Below are 18,051 nucleotides of genomic sequence, written 5' to 3' on the forward strand. Positions count from 1 at the left end.
CCCCAATCGCGACCCACCCAATTCTTGTACACAAAATCAGCAAAAAGGAAAAGCCAGCGTTTTCCACAACTTAGAAAAATACAGACAAATCAATTATATACCCATTAAGTGGTAGGTGAAGTTGTCATTGATTTGCATCAATAAGCCTGATGGCTGAATCGTTAAGGTAGGCGGTAATAGAAAAGAAATCGAGGCAAAAATGAGCAAAGTCAGAATCGCTATTATCGGTAACGGCATGGTTGGCCATCGCTTTATCGAAGAGCTTCTTGATAAGGCGCCTGCCGGACAATTCGACATTACCGTGTTCTGTGAAGAGCCGCGTATCGCCTACGACCGTGTCCACCTGTCGTCTTATTTCTCCCACCATACCGCAGAAGAGCTGTCGCTGGTCCGCGAAGGTTTCTATGAGAAACACGGCGTCAAGGTGCTGGTCGGCGAAAGGGCCATCACCATCAACCGCCAGGAGAAGGTGATCCACTCCAGCGCCGGGCGCACGGTGTTCTACGACAAGCTGATCATGGCGACCGGCTCATACCCCTGGATCCCGCCGATTAAAGGCGCGGAAACCCAGGATTGCTTCGTCTATCGCACCATTGAAGATCTCAACGCCATTGAATCCTGCGCCCGTCGCAGTAAACGCGGCGCGGTGGTCGGCGGCGGTCTGCTCGGCCTCGAAGCCGCAGGCGCGCTGAAAAACCTCGGCGTGGAAACCCATGTTATCGAGTTCGCGCCGATGCTGATGGCCGAGCAGCTCGACCAGATGGGCGGCGAGCAGCTGCGGCGCAAAATTGAAAGCATGGGCGTGAAAGTTCACACCAGTAAAAACACCAAAGAGATCGTTCAGCAGGGCATCGAGGCGCGCAAAACCATGCGCTTCGCCGACGGTAGCGAGCTGCAGGTCGATTTCATCGTCTTCTCTACCGGGATCCGCCCGCGCGATAAACTGGCCACCCAGTGCGGGCTGGCGGTTGCCCAGCGCGGCGGCATCATGGTCAACGATAGCTGCCAGACCTCCGACCCGGATATCTATGCTATCGGCGAATGCGCCAGCTGGAACAACCGCGTGTATGGCCTCGTCGCGCCGGGTTATAAAATGGCCCAGGTGGCCGTCGATCACCTCCTCGGCAGTGAAAACAGCTTCACCGGCGCCGACCTCAGCGCCAAGCTGAAGCTGCTGGGCGTGGACGTGGGCGGCATCGGCGATGCCCACGGCCGCACGCCGGGCGCCCGCAGCTACGTCTATCTTGACGAAAGCAAAGAAGTCTATAAGCGTCTGATCGTCAGCGCCGACAACAAAACCCTGCTCGGCGCGGTGCTGGTCGGCGACACCAGCGACTACGGTAACCTGCTGCAGCTGGTGCTCAACGCCATTGAGCTGCCGGAGAATCCGGATTCGCTGATCCTCCCGGCCCACGCCGGCAGCGGCAAACCGTCGATCGGCGTCGATAAACTGCCGGACAGCGCGCAAATCTGCTCCTGCTTTGACGTCAGCAAAGGCGACCTGATCGCCGCCATTAACAAAGGCTGCCATACCGTCGCGGCGCTGAAAGCGGAAACCAAGGCCGGTACCGGCTGCGGCGGCTGTATCCCGCTGGTCACCCAGGTGCTCAACGCCGAGCTGGCGAAACAGGGCATCGAGGTCAACAACAACCTGTGCGAACACTTCGCTTACTCCCGCCAGGAGCTGTTCCACCTGATCCGCGTGGAAGGCATCAAAACCTTCGACGAACTGCTGGCCAAACACGGCCAGGGCTACGGCTGTGAAGTTTGTAAACCGACCGTCGGCTCCCTGCTGGCCTCCTGCTGGAATGAGTACATCCTCAAGCCTCAGCACACGCCGCTGCAGGACACCAACGACAACTTCCTCGCCAACATCCAGAAAGATGGCACCTACTCGGTCATTCCGCGCTCCGCGGGCGGCGAAATCACCCCGGAAGGGCTGGTCGCCGTGGGCCGTATCGCTCGTGAATTCAATCTGTACACCAAAATCACCGGCTCCCAGCGCATCGGCCTGTTTGGCGCGCAGAAAGACGACCTGCCGGAGATCTGGCGGCAGCTGATTGAAGCGGGCTTCGAAACCGGCCACGCCTACGCTAAAGCGCTGCGGATGGCGAAAACCTGCGTCGGCAGCACCTGGTGCCGCTACGGGGTCGGCGACAGCGTCGGCTTCGGCGTCGAACTGGAAAACCGCTACAAAGGCATCCGCACCCCGCACAAAATGAAGTTCGGCGTCTCCGGCTGTACCCGCGAATGCGCGGAAGCCCAGGGCAAAGACGTCGGGATCATCGCCACCGAGAAAGGCTGGAACCTGTACGTATGCGGTAACGGGGGGATGAAGCCGCGCCACGCCGATCTGCTGGCCGCGGACCTCGATCGCGAGACGCTGATTACGTATCTCGACCGCTTTATGATGTTCTACATCCGCACCGCCGATAAGCTGACCCGCACCGCGCCGTGGCTGGACAACATGGAAGGCGGGATCGACTATCTGCGCAGCGTGATCATCGATGACAAGCTCGGTCTGAACGACCATCTGGAAGAGGAGCTGGCTCGCCTGCGCGCCGCCTTCGCCTGCGAGTGGACCGAGACCGTCAATAACCCGGCGGCGCAGACTCGCTTCAAACACTTTATCAACAGCGACCAGCGCGACCCGAACGTTCAGGTGGTGCCGGAACGTGACCAGCATCGCCCGGCCACGCCGTATGAGCGTATCCCGGTTACTCTGGTGGAGGAAAAAGCATGAGCCAGTGGGTAAACATCTGCAAAATTGACGACATCCTGCCCGCCACCGGCGTCTGCGCCCTGCTCGGTCAGCAGCAGGTGGCGATCTTCCGTCCCTATCATGACGACAGGGTGTTCGCCATCAGCAACATTGATCCGTTCTTTAACGCCAGCGTACTGTCTCGCGGAATTATCGCCGAGCATGACGGCGCCCTGTGGGTTGCCAGCCCGCTGAAAAAACAGCGCTTCCGCCTGAGCGACGGCCTGTGTATGGAAGATGCCAGCCACTCTATCGCCCGTTTCGACGCCCGGGTAAAAGACGGCCACGTTCAGCTTAAAGCGTGAGTCCCGCTTCCTCCCCCCGGTCACGGGGGGAGATATAAGTAACACTTCTGACCGACAGCGCATGAGTGCGGGATATGTCGCATGTTTTGTATTACCTTTGCTGCTATTCTACGACCACTCACTTTCTATCCCTTATTTTTATGAGGTTATTCTGTGGATCACTTACCCATATTCTGCCAGTTACGCCAGCGAGATTGTTTACTGGTTGGCGGCGGGGATGTCGCCGAACGCAAGGCCCGTCTGCTGCTGGATGCTGGCGCAAACGTCACGGTCAATGCGCTCGACTTTACCCCTCAGTTTCAGGTGTGGGCCGATTCACAGATGCTGACCCTGGTGCAGGGGGAGTTTATCCCCTCGCTGCTGGACAACTGCTGGCTGGCCATCGCCGCTACCGATAATGAAACAGTGAACCAGCAGGTCAGCGACGCGGCCGAAGCACGGCGTATTTTCTGTAACGTGGTGGATGCCCCGCGCCAGGCCAGCTTTATCATGCCGTCGATCATCGACCGCTCGCCGCTGATGGTCGCCGTCTCCTCGGGCGGGACATCACCGGTGCTGGCGCGCCTGCTGCGCGAGAAGCTGGAGTCAATCTTACCCCTGCATCTTGGTCAGCTGGCCCGCTACGCCGGCCATCTGCGCGCTCGCGTCAAGCAGCAGTTTGCCACCGTAGGCGAACGCCGACGGTTCTGGGAGAAGCTGTTCGTTAACGACCGCCTGGCGCAGTCGCTGGCCAATGACGATCGGCAGGCGGTGGCGGATACCACCGAGCAACTGCTGACCGAGCCGTTAGAGCATCGCGGCGAGGTCGTCCTGGTTGGCGCCGGCCCCGGTGACGCCGGGCTGCTCACGCTCAAAGGCCTGCAGCAGATCCAGCAGGCCGACGTGGTGGTCTATGACCGACTGGTCTCCGACGACATCATGAATCTGGTGCGCCGCGATGCCGACCGGGTGTTCGTTGGCAAGCGCTCAGGCTATCACTGCGTGCCTCAGGAGGAGATCAACCAGATCCTGCTGCGCGAAGCGCAAAAAGGAAGACGCGTGGTCCGGCTGAAAGGCGGCGATCCCTTTATCTTTGGCCGCGGCGGAGAGGAGCTGGAGACCCTCTGCGAGGCGGGGATCCCCTTCTCGGTTGTGCCAGGCATCACCGCCGCCTCCGGCTGCTCCGCCTACTCGGGGATCCCGTTGACCCATCGCGATTTCGCCCAGGGCGTGCGCCTGGTCACCGGCCATCTGAAAACCGGCGGCGAGCTGGACTGGGCGAACCTGGCGGTGGAGAAGCAGACTCTGGTGTTCTACATGGGTCTGAACCAGGCGCCGGCGATCCGCGAGAAGCTTATCGCCCACGGCATGGCGGAAGATATGCCTGCCGCCATCGTCGAGAACGGCACCGCCGTGACGCAAAAAGTGGTCAGCGGCACCTTAGGACAGCTGGATATTCTGGCGCAGCAGATGGCCAGCCCGGCGCTGATCATTGTCGGCCGCGTGGTCGGCCTGCGGGATAAACTGAACTGGTTCTCGAACCACTAACCTTCGCCTCGCGGCGTGAACGACAGGCATAAAAAAGGGCGGGATAATCCCGCCCTGTTTAGCTGTTGCGTCGCTTACGGCTTGGCGACAAAGCCAATCGCTTCGTATACCGCTTTCAGGGTTTGAGAAGCCCGCGCGCTGGCCTTTTCTGCGCCGTCTTTCATCACCTGGTTGAGAAACGCTTCGTCGTTACGGAAACGGTGATAGCGCTCCTGCAGGTCAATCAGCATGCCCGATACCGCTTCGGCGACTTCGCCTTTCAGGTGGCCATACATTTTGCCTTCGAAGTGCTGCTCCAGCTCAGGAATGGTTTTCCCGGTGACCGCGGAGAGGATATCCAGCAGGTTGGAGACGCCCGCTTTCTCTTTCAGGTCGTAGCGCACCACCGGCGGCTCGTCGGAATCGGTGACCGCACGTTTGATCTTCTTGACCACCGATTTCGGGTCTTCCAGCAGGCCGATGACGTTGTTGCGGTTGTCGTCGGACTTGGACATCTTTTTCGTCGGCTCCAGCAGCGACATCACGCGCGCGCCGGATTTAGGGATAAACGGCTCAGGCACTTTAAAAATATCGCCGTAGATGGCGTTAAAACGCTGGGCGATATCGCGACTCAGTTCAAGGTGCTGTTTCTGATCTTCGCCCACCGGAACCTGGTTGGTCTGGTACAGCAGGATGTCAGCGGCCATCAGTACCGGATAATCAAACAGACCGGCGTTGATGTTCTCCGCGTAGCGCGCGGACTTGTCTTTAAACTGGGTCATGCGGCTCAGTTCGCCGAAATAGGTGTAGCAGTTCAACGCCCAGCCTAACTGGGCGTGTTCCGGCACGTGCGACTGAACGAAGATAGTGCTTTTCTGCGGGTCGATGCCGCAGGCCAGATACAGCGCCAGGGTGTCCAGCGTCGCCTTACGCAGCTGCTGCGGATCCTGGCGCACGGTGATGGCGTGCTGATCCACGATGCAATAGATGCAGTGGTAATCGTCCTGCATGTTTACCCACTGACGCAGCGCACCCATGTAGTTGCCAATGGTCAGTTCACCTGAGGGCTGTGCGCCACTAAAAACGATGGGCTTAGTCATGTTTCAATTCCTGAGTTTCACTGTGCGGTAACCCGAGAGCGGGTAAGAGTTCATTAAACTGGTCGAAGAGATAGTCCGGCTCGCTCAGCGCAAGCGGTTCGCCATAGTTATAACCGTAGGTCAGGCCAACCGAGCAGCAGCCAGCCGCTTTGGCCGCCTGAATATCATTACGTGAATCGCCGACGAACAGCAGCGCCTCCGGCGTCAGGCCGAGCTTTTGCGCTACCAGCAGCAGCGGTTCCGGATGCGGCTTTTTGTTCTGGACGTCATCGCCGCCGATCACCACGGTAAAATATTTCGCAATATCGAGCGCGTCCAGCAGCGGGGCGACGAACGGCGTCGGCTTATTGGTCACCAACGCCAGCGGCAGACCTTTGCCCTGCAGCGCGCCGAGCGTATCGGCCACTGCCGGAAACAGGAAACTGCCCTCTTCCGCCGCTTCGGCGTAATAGCGGTCAAACAGTTTACGCAAAATGCGCAGCTGTTCGTCTTGCGGAATATCATGATCGTCGACGGAAGGCTTGCCCATCGCCGCACGTAACGTGGCACGCTCCTGGCGAGCCCAGCTCAGCGCCCGCTCCATCAGGACATCGGCGCCGTTGCCGATCCAGGTTACGACGCGCTCTTCTCCCGCCACCGGCAGTTCCAGGGCGTAGAGGGCGTTATCAACGGCGGCGGTCAGACCCGGCGCGCTGTCCACCAGCGTGCCGTCGAGATCAAACGCGATGCCGCGGATCGCCTGTAATTTATCCATGACTCACCTTCGCTAATTCACTACGCATTTGATCAATCACTTTCTTGTAGTCCGGCTGGCCGAAGATCGCCGAACCGGCAACGAACATATCCGCGCCCGCCGCGGCGATTTCGCCGATATTGCTCGCTTTCACCCCGCCATCCACTTCCAGACGGATGTCGTAGCCGGACGCATCGATGCGCTGGCGCACTTCACGTAGTTTATCCAGCGTCTGGGGAATAAAGGACTGGCCGCCAAAGCCCGGGTTAACCGACATCAGCAGGATGACGTCCAGTTTATCCATCACATAATCGAGATAGCTCAGCGGCGTCGCGGGGTTAAACACCAGGCCCGCTTTACAGCCATGCTCTTTGATAAGCTGCAGGCTGCGGTCGACGTGTTCGGAGGCTTCCGGGTGGAAGGTGATGATGCTGGCGCCAGCTTCGGCAAAATCAGGAATGATGCGGTCGACCGGCTTCACCATCAGGTGGACGTCGATCGGCGCGGTAATACCGTAGTTACGCAGCGACTTCAGCACCATCGGGCCAATCGTCAGGTTCGGCACGTAGTGGTTGTCCATGACGTCGAAGTGCACGACATCCGCACCCGCCGCCAGCGCCTTCGCGGTATCCTCACCCAGACGGGCAAAATCAGCCGACAGAATCGAAGGGGCAATCAAATACTGCTTCATCCGCATCTCCTTGAAATTTATTTGGTCTTAGGCGGACGGTAGAGCGCTAAGAGCTCGTCCACCTTTTTACGCGTACCACCGTTGCTGCTGATGCTGCGCCGAACCTTCACAATATGCGTTTCTGCCGCGTTTTTATACCACTCCTGCGTCAACGGCGTGCGGTGGTTGGAAATCAGCACCGGGATCCGTTTCTTCATCAGCGATTCCGCCTTTTGCGCCAGCAGCACCTGTTGCTCCAGGTTGAAGCTGTTGGTGTGGTAGGCGGTAAAGTTCGCCGTCGCCGTCAACGGCGCATAGGGCGGATCGCAATACACCACCGTGCGGCTATCCGCACGCTGCATGCACTCTTCATAAGATTCGCAGTAAAACTCAGCGTTTTGCGCCTTGTCGGCAAAATGATAGAGCTCAGCCTCGGGGAAATAGGGCTTCTTATAGCGGCCAAACGGCACATTGAACTCGCCGCGCAAATTGTAGCGACACAGGCCGTTGTAACCGTGACGGTTCAGATACAGGAACAGCACCGCGCGACGCAGCGGGTCCTGGCTCTGATTGAACTCATCACGGTACTGGTAGTAGCGCTCAGCGACGTTATTTTCCGGGGTAAACATCTCGCGGGCGGCAGCGACGTACTCGTCGGTGCGCAATTTGACGATGTTGTACAGGCCGATTAAATCACTGTTGATATCCGCGAGGATATAACGAGAAAAGTCGGTATTGAGAAATACCGACCCGGCGCCCACAAAGGGCTCGATTAAGCACTCACCTTCCGGCAAATGCTTTTTAATATCGTCAAGCAGGGGGTACTTCCCCCCTGCCCACTTTAGAAAAGCGCGATTCTTTTTCATGCTGCCTAACTAATTACACGTTCTCCGGCTGTGGAGAAAGCTCCGACAGCATCCTGCGCTTAAGACTACCCCACGGCATTATTTCAGATCAGCCTGAACCTGATGCAGTGGTTTTGCCCATGGATTTTTCGCCTGCACGTCCGGCGGCAGCGAGGTGACCGCGCGTTTCGCTTCATCTTTCGATGAATAGATACCGCTCACCAGCACGTACCACGGTTGGCCGTTACGTGACGTTTCATAGACAACATATCTGTCCAGCTTCTCTTTCTTCGCCCAGTTGTTCAGGTTTTCATAGTTAGAGGAGCTGCTGAGCTGCAGGGTATAGTTACCCGACGGCGCAGATTTCATCGAGCTGACGTCGCCTGCCGTTTTACCGCTCTTCGCCGCCGGCGCTGCCGCGGCCGCCGTTGCGGCTGGCGCAGCAGTGGTGGTGGTTGCTGGTGCTGCAGGTTTACTCTGCGCGGTGGCTACCGGTTTGCTTTCCGCGACGGTCGTTTTCGCCGGGGCAGTGGTCGCCGCGCTTTCAACATGCTTCGGCTGAACCGGCTTCGTTTCTACCGGCGCTTTTGCCACCGCCTGTGGTTTCGGCTGCGGCTTCGCTTCGATGACGGTGTGCTTACGCTCAGCAGGACGCGGCGTTGCCGCCGTCTGACGTTCGGTCGTCTGGCGCGGCGCCGCGGTGCCACTGGCGCCATTACGGATCGGCGCGACGGTTGCCGGTTCAGTTGGCAGCGTCGAGTTAGCTACGGCGCCGTCCAGCTGGCCCTGCTGCTGGGTCAACGCATTATTCAGATCGCCCTGAACTTCAACGCGCTGCTGGCCCTGCGGCTCTGCCGCGGCCTGGCCCTGGGTCGGGTTCGCGGCAATAGGCGGTACCGTGACGTCCTGCTGGGTGGTGGTATTGGCGGCAGTCTGATCCTGGCCGGCAGCTGGCGTGCTGGTGGACTGGTCGTCAGACAGATTAATGCTCTTCTCGCCGGAAGCGGTCTGCTGGCTGGAAGAAGATGGCGATTTCAGCGCGGAACCGATACCCACGATTAACAGCAACAGTACCAGAATGCCCACGCCCATCATGATGTACTGGCGGGAAGCGGGTTTCGCCGGCGCTTTTTTACGCTTACGCGGACGACGCTCTACAGGCTGCTCTTCGAGCATCTCCTCATCTTCCGCATCCAGTTCTTCTTCGAATTCTTCCTCTTCACGCTCACGACGGGCCTTGCCGGCGCGCGTCGGACGGCCTTCATCGGCATCAAGATCGACATCGTCAAAATTGATCTGCGGATCGGCATCACGCTCGGAAGACTGACGGGAACGACCAGCACGACGATCGTTGCGATCGGCTTTCATATCGTCTTCTGGTTTGAAATCATCCATTTAACACCCCACTAAAAGGCTTATGCTCACGATTATTGCACATCACCCGAAATGATAACGCCGCGCGAACGCGGCCAGACCTTCTTATTGTTGCGCCTGCTGAGTGTCAGCAATCGCGCCAAGAACCACATCGTGCGGCACTCCGCCGCGCAGCTCGCTGCTTCCTATTGCGAGCGGGAGCACCAGCCGCATTTCGCCAGCCAGTACTTTCTTATCGCGCATCATATGGGGCAAATACGCCTGCGCACGCATTTCCTGCGGGCCGCGTACCGGTAAGCCTGCACACTTGAGCAGATCGATAAGGCGCTGAGTATCCTGCTCGCGGAACTGCCCCAGCCGTTCGGACGTATGCGCCGCCATCACCATACCTGCCGCCACCGCTTCGCCGTGCAGCCAGTTACCGTAGCCCATTTCCGCTTCGATAGCATGGCCGAAGGTATGTCCAAGATTGAGTAAAGCACGTAACCCGGTTTCACGCTCGTCGGCAGCCACAACTTCCGCTTTCAGCTCACAGCAACGGCGAATGCAGTACGCCATGGCCTTTTCATCCAACGCCAGCAAGGCATCAATGTTGTTTTCCAGCCAGCTGAAGAAGGCGCCGTCGAGGATCACCCCATACTTAATGACCTCAGCCAGTCCGGAAGCGAGTTCGCGCTTCGGCAGCGTCTTCAGACAGTTAAGATCAACCACCACGGAAACCGGCTGCCAGAAGGCGCCAATCATGTTTTTGCCGAGAGGGTGGTTCACTGCGGTTTTGCCGCCGACCGACGAGTCGACCTGCGACAGCAGGGTGGTAGGGACCTGGATAAAACGCACGCCGCGCTGATAGCTTGCCGCGGCGAAACCGGTTAAATCACCGATAACACCGCCGCCGAGCGCCACCAGCGTGGTGTCGCGGCCATGGGGTTTTTGCAACAGCGCGGTAAATACGGTATCCATCACCGCCAGGCTTTTATACTGCTCGCCGTCGGGCAGGACTACGCTGTCAACGTTGACCCCTGCCTGCTCAAGCGCAGAGCGGACGGTATCCAGATAAAGCGGCGCCAGCGTTTCGTTGGTGACCAGCATAGCCTGGTCGCCCGACTTAAGTGGCAGGAAGGAAGCTGGATCGTTGAACAAACCAGCCGCGATGGTAATCGGGTAACTACGTTCCCCGAGGGTAACAGTAAGCCTCTCCATAACGCGACATCCACCTCAGTGACTTTTACTCTGACGCACTTTTATTAAGCCAGAATCAGTTGCTTTCCAGCATATGAATAATCTGGTTCGCGACGACTTTCGCACTCTGATCGTCTGTGCGGATAGTCACATCGGCGATCTCTTCATACAGCGGGTTACGCTCGTCAGCCAGCGCTTCCAGTACTTCACGAGGCGGCGCATCGACTTGTAGCAAAGGACGCTTTTTATCGCGCTGCGTACGGGCCAACTGCTTCTCGATCGTTGTTTCCAGGTAGACCACCACGCCGCGGGCGGAGAGACGGTTACGCGTTTCACGGGATTTTACAGAGCCGCCGCCAGTCGCCAGCACAATTCCCTGTTTTTCCGTCAACTCATTGATAATTTTTTCTTCACGGTCGCGGAAGCCTTCTTCGCCTTCAACATCGAAGACCCAGCCCACATCAGCGCCAGTGCGTTTCTCAATCTCTTGATCGGAATCGTAAAATTCCATGTTGAGCTGTTGGGCTAACTGGCGCCCAATAGTGCTTTTGCCGGCACCCATAGGCCCAACCAGAAAGATATTGCGTTTCTCTGCCATTTTTTCGGTACTACTAAGACTATTCGTTAATGATAAACCCGCTTCGCAGACACCCAGCGCCGCAGGGCATGAACTGAAACCTCATATGCAATAGAGCGAGAGTCAGACTAAAAATTATCTCAATACTCCGGCTGGTTTGGCAACTGAATAAAATCGCCGGACAATAAAGGGAGGATTGATGTCGTACCCGACTCTCAAATCGGTACCCCTTGTATGCTAAATCCGTCCTCACGTCAAACACCTGAAACGTGTTTAGCATGAAAAACCTGCTTAACGTACTGCCAGAATCCGTGGCGTAATAAAGACAACCAGTTCACGGCGTTCATTATCTTTCCCGTCGCGGCGAAACAGACGCCCCAGCACCGGGATATCGCCAAGCAGCGGGACGCTGTCGCGGGCGGTTTTGTTTTTCTGCGAAAAGATGCCGCCCAACGCCAGGGTCTCGCCGCTGCGGACTTCCACCAGGGTCTCGATCTCCTGTTTATCAATGGCCAGCGCCTCGCCGTTATCCTGCTTCAGCACCTGGCCTGGCGTGTTCTCGCTTATTCGCAGCTTCAACCGCACTCTCCCCTGCTGCAGCACCGTCGGCGTCACCTCCATGCCCAGCACCGCCTCTTTAAACTCCACCGACGTGGCGCCGCTTTCACCGCTGGAGACCTGATAGGGGATCTCGCTCCCCTGCTTGATGCTGGCGGGCTGCATATGAGAGGCGAGCAAACGAGGACTGGCGATAATCTCGACCTGCTGCTTGCGCTCCAGCGCGGAAAGCTCCAGCTCAAGCAAGCGCCCGTTAATTTTGCCGATGTTAAAGCCTGCGCGGGTGCTGGCGTCGTTGACTGACAGATCGCTGCTTAGGGTGGTGATGCGCCCGGATCCCGGCGTGCTTTCAGCCTCCGCCAGCCGCCATTTCACCCCCAGTTCACGCAGGCTGGTTTCGCTCATTGACACAATATGGGCAGCCAGCTCCACCTGTCCGACCGGCAGATCCATCTCCTGCGCCCAGGCCTTCAGCGCCGGTAGATGGCGGTCATCATCGCGGATCAGCAGCCGATTGGTCCGCTTGTCCGCCATCAGGTTTCCCCGGGCGCTAAGCAACTTACCGCCGCTTTTAGCCAGCTCCTCGGCATCGGCATAGTGCAGGGTCACGCTCTCCGCCCGCAGCGGCAGATTCTGCAGACGTTTCGCCTGTTCCGCTTCGCGCTGCGCCAGGTTGGCCTTTTGCCAGGCCTGCGTATGTGCGTAGATGACCTTCCCCTGCTGTTGCAAAGAGAGGCCTGCGCTATCCGCCACTGCCCGCAGCGCCTGGGTCCAGGGAACCTTCTGCAGGCGCAGGGAGAGCGTGCCGCTGACGTCCGGTGCGACAACGAGATTCTTCTGGTTCATTTCGGCCAGGGCTTGCAGCACCTGGGCCACTGGCGCGTCGTCAACGACCAGCGAAACCGGCTTATCATTTCGCGCGGCGACCACCGCCAGCGGTAGCAGCAAAAGCAGGCTTATCCATCGCATCATCTTGTTTTCCTTTACGTTGCCAGCGCCACGCTGGCGGTTCACATCCCGGAGGCGTGACGATGTCCAGTTCACTGTCCGTCAGCCGGTTCACCCGCCAGCCCGTGGGCAATTGCTCATCCAGGCGCACCCGTCGCCACGTGCCGCTTCCGTCCTGCAAAAAACCCATCCAGCCTGCACCATTGCCGGCCGCGCCGCCATAACGCCATTGCGACAGCTGCGCCGCGCGGCAGGGATCCTCAACCGGCTGAAAAGGATCGCGCTCGGCCGCCAGCAGCGACAGCGGCAACCACAGCAAAACCCAGCATTTACCAACCATCTTCCGCCTCCAGCTGCAGCCGCATGCGCAGCGCCTGCCCCTCGCGCTCCAGCGAGAACGAACGCGGGTTCATCCCGCTGCGCGCCAGCCATGAAAACAGAGCGGGTACCGTCGGCCAGGAGAGAGCCAGCTCCATCTCGCCGCCGCTCCCCTGCGGATGCCAGGCGATTAGCTTCGCCCCGGCGAGCGGAATGGCTATGGGCGAGAACGGCTGCTTGTCGATGCGCTCCCCGGATCTTTCACCGTCAGGGATGCGCAGCGCCATGATCCGCCGCCACTGCGTTTGCAGAGCGCCATCGCGGGACAGCGCCGCCAGCGGCGGCCGGGCATCGCGCCAAAGCGCCACGCCGCCCCCCGTCAGCCCCATCGCGAGCAGGATCAGCAGCCCCGCCCGGGTGCGCAGGGTATTAATCCTCATCGGCGCGCGCTCCCGACAGGGTGAAACTGAACCGCCAGCGCCCCTCGGCGTCGCGCTGCGTTCCGCCGGCTTTAGCCGGTGCGAATCCCGTGACGCTGGCCAGAGAAGCCTCCACTCCGGCCAGCGCCTGCAAATTGAGGGCCAGGCCATCCAGCGTCAGGCGCGCCCCCTGGTACTCCAGCCGCGTCAGCCATGCCTGAGCGGGCAGGTCCGCCGCGAGCGCCATTAGTCGGGGTTGCCAGGCAGCGATCGTCGATCTGCGCTGGAGCTGCTGGCGCTGGCGTTGATGCTGCTGCCACGCTTCGCGCATCGCCTGTTCACGTTGTTTGAGCGAGGCGAGCAGCGCTGCGTCGGCCGTCGCGTGGAGCCTCGCCAGGGCGTCGCGCTGTAGACCAGCCGTTCGCCCCACCAGCAGGATCATCCCCGCCAGCAGCACGATACCGATGGCTAACAACAGGGTGTAGCGCAGGCGCTGGCGGCGACGCAGGTCACGCCAGGGGAGAAGATTAACGACATGCGTCATGGCGCCCGCCCCCCCAGCGCCAGCCCAAGGGCAATGGCGTAGCGATCGCCATCGGCTGGCAGCGGAGGCTGCCGGCGGTGAACCACCTGCCAGACATCAAAACGACTGGCCTCGTCGCCCGCGTCAGCGCACAAGCGCAGAGGAACCTGAAGCTGCCCCGCCAGCTGGCTCAAGGACCCTATCGCATCGCAGGCGTCACAGCCCCAGGCCTCATGGGTCGCCCATAGCCAGTGCTTTTCATCCCGCCACGCCAGGCCTTGCTCTGCTGCCGTCACCCAGGGGAAAAAAGCGCCGAGCGCGCTGGCATCCGGTACGATGGCAGCTACCCGCAGCCGCAACCGCCCTGCCAGCTCCCGCAGAACATTGATATCCAGCCGCTGCGCCGCCGTAACCTGCCAGCCGTCATTTCGCGAGGTGGGCGCATAATCAATACAGAGAGAGGAGGCGGGCATCGCCAGCTGCTGGGTCATGGCGCTGGCTATCCACGTCGCCTGTTCCCGCTCTCGCAGGGCGAACTGGGGATAAGGCACGCGTTTTTGCAGCGTGCGAGCCGCGGGAAAGGCGATATTGATCTGATGCTGTACCGGTAGCTCCCGCCGCCAGGCTGCCAGCCGTGAGCCGAGGGCGCTGACGTCCGCCACCATCCCCTGCCGCACCAGGCCTGGCGGCAGCGGAATGCGCCACCAGCGGCGCAGCGCCCAGTGTGAGCGCTCAAACAGTAGCGCGACAATGGCAATGCTATCTTGTTGGATATGCATTCCGATCCGCCAGTTTCTGAAAGCCATGCTTACGATCTCCTTATCCGGCAAAACTGTCCGGCTATATCAATGCACCTGGCTTGCCTTTATACTACCGCGCGTTTGTTTATAAACTGCCCAAATAAAACTAAATGGGAAAACACCGGTGAAGTTCGTAAAGTATCTATTGATCCTTGCAGTCTGTTGCGTACTGCTGGGAGCAGGCTCGATTTTTGGCCTCTACAAATACATAGAGCCGCAACTCCCCGACGTCGCAACCCTGAAGGATGTGCGTTTGCAGATCCCGATGCAGGTCTATAGCGCCGACGGTGAGCTTATTGCGCAGTACGGCGAAAAGCGCCGTATCCCTGTCACGTTGCAGCAAATTCCCCCCGAGCTGGTGAAAGCGTTTATCGCTACCGAAGACAGTCGTTTCTATGAGCATCACGGCGTCGATCCGGTGGGTATTTTCCGCGCCGCCAGCGTGGCGATGTTTTCAGGCCACGCCTCGCAGGGCGCCAGCACCATCACCCAGCAGTTAGCGCGTAACTTCTTCCTCAGCCCCGAGAAGACGTTGATGCGTAAGATTAAAGAGGCCTTTCTGGCTATCCGCATCGAGCAGCTGCTGAACAAAGATGAAATCCTTGAGCTGTACCTGAACAAGATTTACCTCGGCTACCGCGCCTATGGCGTCGGCGCCGCGGCGCAGGTCTATTTTGGCAAACCTATCGACCAGCTGACCCTCAGCGAAATGGCGGTGATTGCCGGTCTGCCGAAAGCCCCGTCCACTTTTAACCCGCTCTATTCGATGGATCGCGCCACAGCCCGGCGCAACGTGGTGCTGTCGCGTATGCTGAGCGAGGGGTACATCACCCAGGCGCAATACGATGAGGCGCGCAGCGAACCCATCGACGCCAGCTACCACGCGCCAAAAATCGCCTTCTCCGCGCCCTATCTGAGCGAAATGGTGCGCCAGGAGATGGTGAATCGCTACGGCGAGCAGGCCTACGAAGATGGCTACCGGGTGTACACCACGATTACCCGCAAAAACCAGCAGGCGGCCCAGCAGGCGGTCCGCAATAACGTGCTGGATTACGATATGCGTCACGGCTACCGCGGCCCGGCCAGCGTGCTGTGGAAGGTCGGCGAAACGCCGTGGGAGGCGAAAAAGATCGTTGACGCCCTGAAGCGCCAGCCTGGCTTTGGCCCGCTTTCTCCTGCGGTGGTCACCTCCGCGAATGCCCAGGAGGCCGTCGCGCTGTTGGCTAACGGCGACTCCGTTTCGCTGACGATGGACGGCGTGCGCTGGGCTCGCCGCTTTATCTCCGATACGCAGCAGGGGGCGACCCCGCGTAAAGTCAACGACGTCGTGCAGGCCGGGCAGCAGATCTGGGTTCGCAAAGTGGGAGACAGCTGGTGGCTGTCGCAGGTCCCGGACGTCAACTCGGCATTGGTCTCCATTAACCCGCAAAACGGCGCGATTATCGCCCTTGTCGGTGGGTTTGACTTTAACCAGAGCAAGTTCAACCGCGCCACTCAGGCGCTGCGCCAGGTCGGCTCCAACATCAAGCCATTCCTCTACACGGCTGCGATGGATAAAGGCTTAACTCTGGCAAGCATGCTCAACGATGTGCCAATCTCGCGCTGGGACGCCGGAGCCGGTTCCGACTGGCGGCCGAAAAACTCGCCGCCGCAGTATGCTGGTCCGATTCGTTTACGCCAGGGCCTGGGGCAGTCGAAAAACGTGGTCATGGTGCGCGCCATGCGCGCCATGGGCGTTGACTATGCCGCCGAGTATTTGCAGCGCTTTGGCTTCCCGGCGCAAAACATTGTCCACACCGAATCACTGGCGCTGGGCTCCGCCTCCTTTACGCCTCTGCAGGTCGCCCGCGGTTATTCGGTGATGGCCAACGGCGGCTTCCTGGTGAACCCGTTCTTTATCAGTAAGATTGAGAACGATCAGGGCGGGGTCCTCTTCGAAGAGCGTCCGAAAATCGCCTGCCCGCAGTGTGATTTACCGGTGATTTACGGCGATACGCCAAAATCCAACGTGCTGGAAAACAAAGATGTGGAAGATGTCGCCACCTCGACGGAACCGCAGAATGGCACCGTGCCGCCGCAGCCGCAGCTGGAGCAGGCCAATCAGTCACTGGTGGCGCAGAGCGGCGCCCAGGAATACGCGCCGCATGTGATCAACACCCCGCTGGCCTTCCTGATCAAGAGCGCGCTGAACAGCAACATCTTTGGCGAACCGGGCTGGATGGGAACCGGCTGGCGCGCCGGACGTGACCTGCAGCGGCATGACATCGGCGGCAAAACCGGGACCACCAACAGCTCGAAGGACGCCTGGTTCTCAGGCTACGGACCGGGCGTGGTGACCTCGGTTTGGATCGGCTTTGACGATCATCGTCGCGATCTTGGCCGGACCACCGCATCGGGGGCGATTAAAGATCAGATCTCCGGCTACGAAGGCGGCGCCAAAAGCGCCCAGCCGGCCTGGGACAGCTTTATGAAGAGCGTGCTGGAAGGCGTTCCGGAAGAGCCATTAACGCCGCCGCCGGGAATCGTCACGGTGAATATCGATCGCAGCACCGGTCAGCTGGCGAACGGTGGCAACAGCCGGGCGGAATACTTTATTGAGGGTACCCAGCCCACGCAGCAGGCGGTCCATGAGGTGGGCACCACCCTGACTGACGGCGGCGGTGAAACCCACGAGCTGTTCTGACAAAAAAAGCGCCTGCGGGCGCTTTTTTATTGCTGCTTAGCGTAAACGCTCGTTCAGAGTCGGCCCTGGGCCTGCAACCATTCCCGCACTAAAAACAGCGCACTAACGTTGCGGGCCTCGTTAAAATCTTCTTCATCCAGCAGCGACATCAACTGCGCCAGCGGCCAGCGCACCTGCGGCAGCGGCTCGGGCTCATCGCCCGGCAGCGACTCCGGATAGAGATCTTCCGCCACCAGGATGTTCATTTTGCTGGAGAAGTAAGAGGGAGCCATACTGAGCTTCTTCAGAAACGTCAGCTTATTGGCGCCGAAGCCAACCTCTTCTTTCAGCTCGCGATTGGCCGCTTCATCCACGGTTTCACCCGGATCAATCAGCCCTTTGGAGAAGCCCAGTTCGTAGGATTCCGTCCCGACGGCATACTCGCGAATCAAAATAATATGATCATCAACAATCGGCACAATCATCACCGCTTCGCGGGTGGAAGGCCGCATACGTTCATAAACGCGACGCACACCGTTGCTGAATTCCAGATCGACGCTTTCGACATTAAAGAGGCGCGAACGGGCGACAGTTTCAACATTGAGAATGGTGGGTTTTTGTAATGATTTGCTCATTGTCATCGGTCTATGCTGTGATTAAGCAGTCATTGTGCGATACGCAACACGCTTTCGGCAATCCAAATCGCTACTTATTTACAGAGTTGTAACCTTTTCCCTGCAAAGGGGAAAGTAATAAAGATAAAAAAGTCAATA

General features: G+C 59.2%; 16 protein-coding genes and 1 pseudogene. 4 read left to right on the forward strand and 13 right to left on the reverse strand.

The annotated features are described in order from the left end of the window. Positions 1-199: 199 nt before the first annotated feature. The 3 genes from nirB to cysG all read left to right on the forward strand — a co-directional run bounded on the left by nirB (position 200) and on the right by cysG (position 4,593). Positions 200-2,743: a nitrite reductase large subunit NirB gene (nirB, locus tag ACQUTI_RS19135; protein ID WP_017899950.1), complete on the forward strand. Its 2,544-nt coding sequence runs from the start codon at positions 200-202 to the stop codon at positions 2,741-2,743. Next, complete coding sequence (gene nirD / locus ACQUTI_RS19140; protein WP_004202186.1) at positions 2,740-3,066, forward strand: nitrite reductase small subunit NirD; 327 nt, start codon at positions 2,740-2,742, stop codon at positions 3,064-3,066. The genes nirB and nirD overlap by 4 nt, the downstream gene beginning before the upstream one ends. A 153-nt stretch (positions 3,067-3,219) precedes the next feature. Beyond that, positions 3,220-4,593 (forward strand): siroheme synthase CysG, encoded by a 1,374-nt coding sequence (gene cysG, locus ACQUTI_RS19145; RefSeq protein WP_004202185.1) that lies wholly within the window; start codon positions 3,220-3,222, stop codon positions 4,591-4,593. A gap of 74 nt (positions 4,594-4,667) precedes the next feature. Here the strand turns inward: cysG and trpS are convergent, their stop codons facing one another. The 12 genes and pseudogenes from trpS to ACQUTI_RS19205 form a co-directional block, all read right to left on the reverse strand. Continuing rightward, positions 4,668-5,672 carry a tryptophan--tRNA ligase gene (trpS, locus tag ACQUTI_RS19150; RefSeq protein WP_002920253.1) on the reverse strand — a complete coding sequence of 335 codons (1,005 nt, stop codon included), beginning with the start codon at positions 5,670-5,672 and terminating at the stop codon, positions 4,668-4,670. Continuing rightward, complete coding sequence (gph, locus tag ACQUTI_RS19155) at positions 5,665-6,426, reverse strand: phosphoglycolate phosphatase (RefSeq protein ID WP_004202180.1); 762 nt, start codon at positions 6,424-6,426, stop codon at positions 5,665-5,667. The genes trpS and gph overlap by 8 nt, the downstream gene beginning before the upstream one ends. Next, the gene (rpe, locus tag ACQUTI_RS19160; protein ID WP_004202179.1) at positions 6,419-7,096 is read right to left on the reverse strand and encodes a ribulose-phosphate 3-epimerase; all 678 of its coding nucleotides are present in this window, start codon (positions 7,094-7,096) and stop codon (positions 6,419-6,421) included. Before rpe ends, gph begins: the two co-directional genes overlap by 8 nt. A gap of 17 nt (positions 7,097-7,113) precedes the next feature. Continuing rightward, positions 7,114-7,941 (reverse strand): adenine-specific DNA-methyltransferase, encoded by an 828-nt coding sequence (dam, locus tag ACQUTI_RS19165; RefSeq protein WP_004202178.1) that lies wholly within the window; start codon positions 7,939-7,941, stop codon positions 7,114-7,116. 78 nt (positions 7,942-8,019) lie between these two features. Continuing rightward, positions 8,020-9,315 carry a cell division protein DamX gene (gene damX, locus ACQUTI_RS19170; RefSeq protein WP_004202177.1) on the reverse strand — a complete coding sequence of 432 codons (1,296 nt, stop codon included), beginning with the start codon at positions 9,313-9,315 and terminating at the stop codon, positions 8,020-8,022. 84 nt (positions 9,316-9,399) lie between these two features. Further along, the gene (aroB, locus tag ACQUTI_RS19175) at positions 9,400-10,494 is read right to left on the reverse strand and encodes a 3-dehydroquinate synthase (RefSeq protein WP_428923341.1); all 1,095 of its coding nucleotides are present in this window, start codon (positions 10,492-10,494) and stop codon (positions 9,400-9,402) included. Positions 10,495-10,549: 55 nt separating this feature from the next. Further along, positions 10,550-11,071, reverse strand: a complete 522-nt coding sequence (gene aroK, locus ACQUTI_RS19180) for a shikimate kinase AroK (protein ID WP_002920267.1) — start codon at positions 11,069-11,071, stop codon at positions 10,550-10,552. Positions 11,072-11,341: 270 nt separating this feature from the next. Continuing rightward, on the reverse strand, positions 11,342-12,580 hold the full coding sequence (gene hofQ, locus ACQUTI_RS19185) for a DNA uptake porin HofQ (protein ID WP_048325904.1): 1,239 nt from the start codon (positions 12,578-12,580) through the stop codon (positions 11,342-11,344). Continuing rightward, a complete protein-coding gene (locus tag ACQUTI_RS19190) occupies positions 12,519-12,896 on the reverse strand; it encodes a HofP DNA utilization family protein (protein WP_186602613.1) in 378 nt (125 codons plus the stop codon). The genes hofQ and ACQUTI_RS19190 overlap by 62 nt, the downstream gene beginning before the upstream one ends. After that, positions 12,886-13,314: a hypothetical protein gene (locus tag ACQUTI_RS19195; protein ID WP_049116364.1), complete on the reverse strand. Its 429-nt coding sequence runs from the start codon at positions 13,312-13,314 to the stop codon at positions 12,886-12,888. The genes ACQUTI_RS19190 and ACQUTI_RS19195 overlap by 11 nt, the downstream gene beginning before the upstream one ends. After that, the gene (locus ACQUTI_RS19200) at positions 13,304-13,837 is read right to left on the reverse strand and encodes a PilN domain-containing protein (protein WP_049004049.1); all 534 of its coding nucleotides are present in this window, start codon (positions 13,835-13,837) and stop codon (positions 13,304-13,306) included. Before ACQUTI_RS19200 ends, ACQUTI_RS19195 begins: the two co-directional genes overlap by 11 nt. Then, a pseudogene (locus ACQUTI_RS19205) lies at positions 13,821-14,622 on the reverse strand (pilus assembly protein). The gene ACQUTI_RS19200 and the pseudogene ACQUTI_RS19205 overlap by 17 nt, the downstream one beginning before the upstream one ends. 118 nt (positions 14,623-14,740) lie before the next feature. On the opposite strand from ACQUTI_RS19205, the gene mrcA reads away from it, so the two are divergent. Further along, a complete protein-coding gene (mrcA, locus tag ACQUTI_RS19210) occupies positions 14,741-17,299 on the forward strand; it encodes a peptidoglycan glycosyltransferase/peptidoglycan DD-transpeptidase MrcA (protein WP_023319249.1) in 2,559 nt (852 codons plus the stop codon). Positions 17,300-17,352: 53 nt separating this feature from the next. On the opposite strand, the gene nudE is transcribed toward mrcA, so the two are convergent. Then, positions 17,353-17,913: an ADP compounds hydrolase NudE gene (gene nudE, locus ACQUTI_RS19215; RefSeq protein ID WP_004202164.1), complete on the reverse strand. Its 561-nt coding sequence runs from the start codon at positions 17,911-17,913 to the stop codon at positions 17,353-17,355. Positions 17,914-18,051: the final 138 nt, after the last annotated feature.

It is taken from the genome of Klebsiella sp. 7-CIP_Kleb. (assembly GCF_050378655.1).
GTDB classification, from domain to species: domain Bacteria; phylum Pseudomonadota; class Gammaproteobacteria; order Enterobacterales; family Enterobacteriaceae; genus Klebsiella; species Klebsiella quasipneumoniae.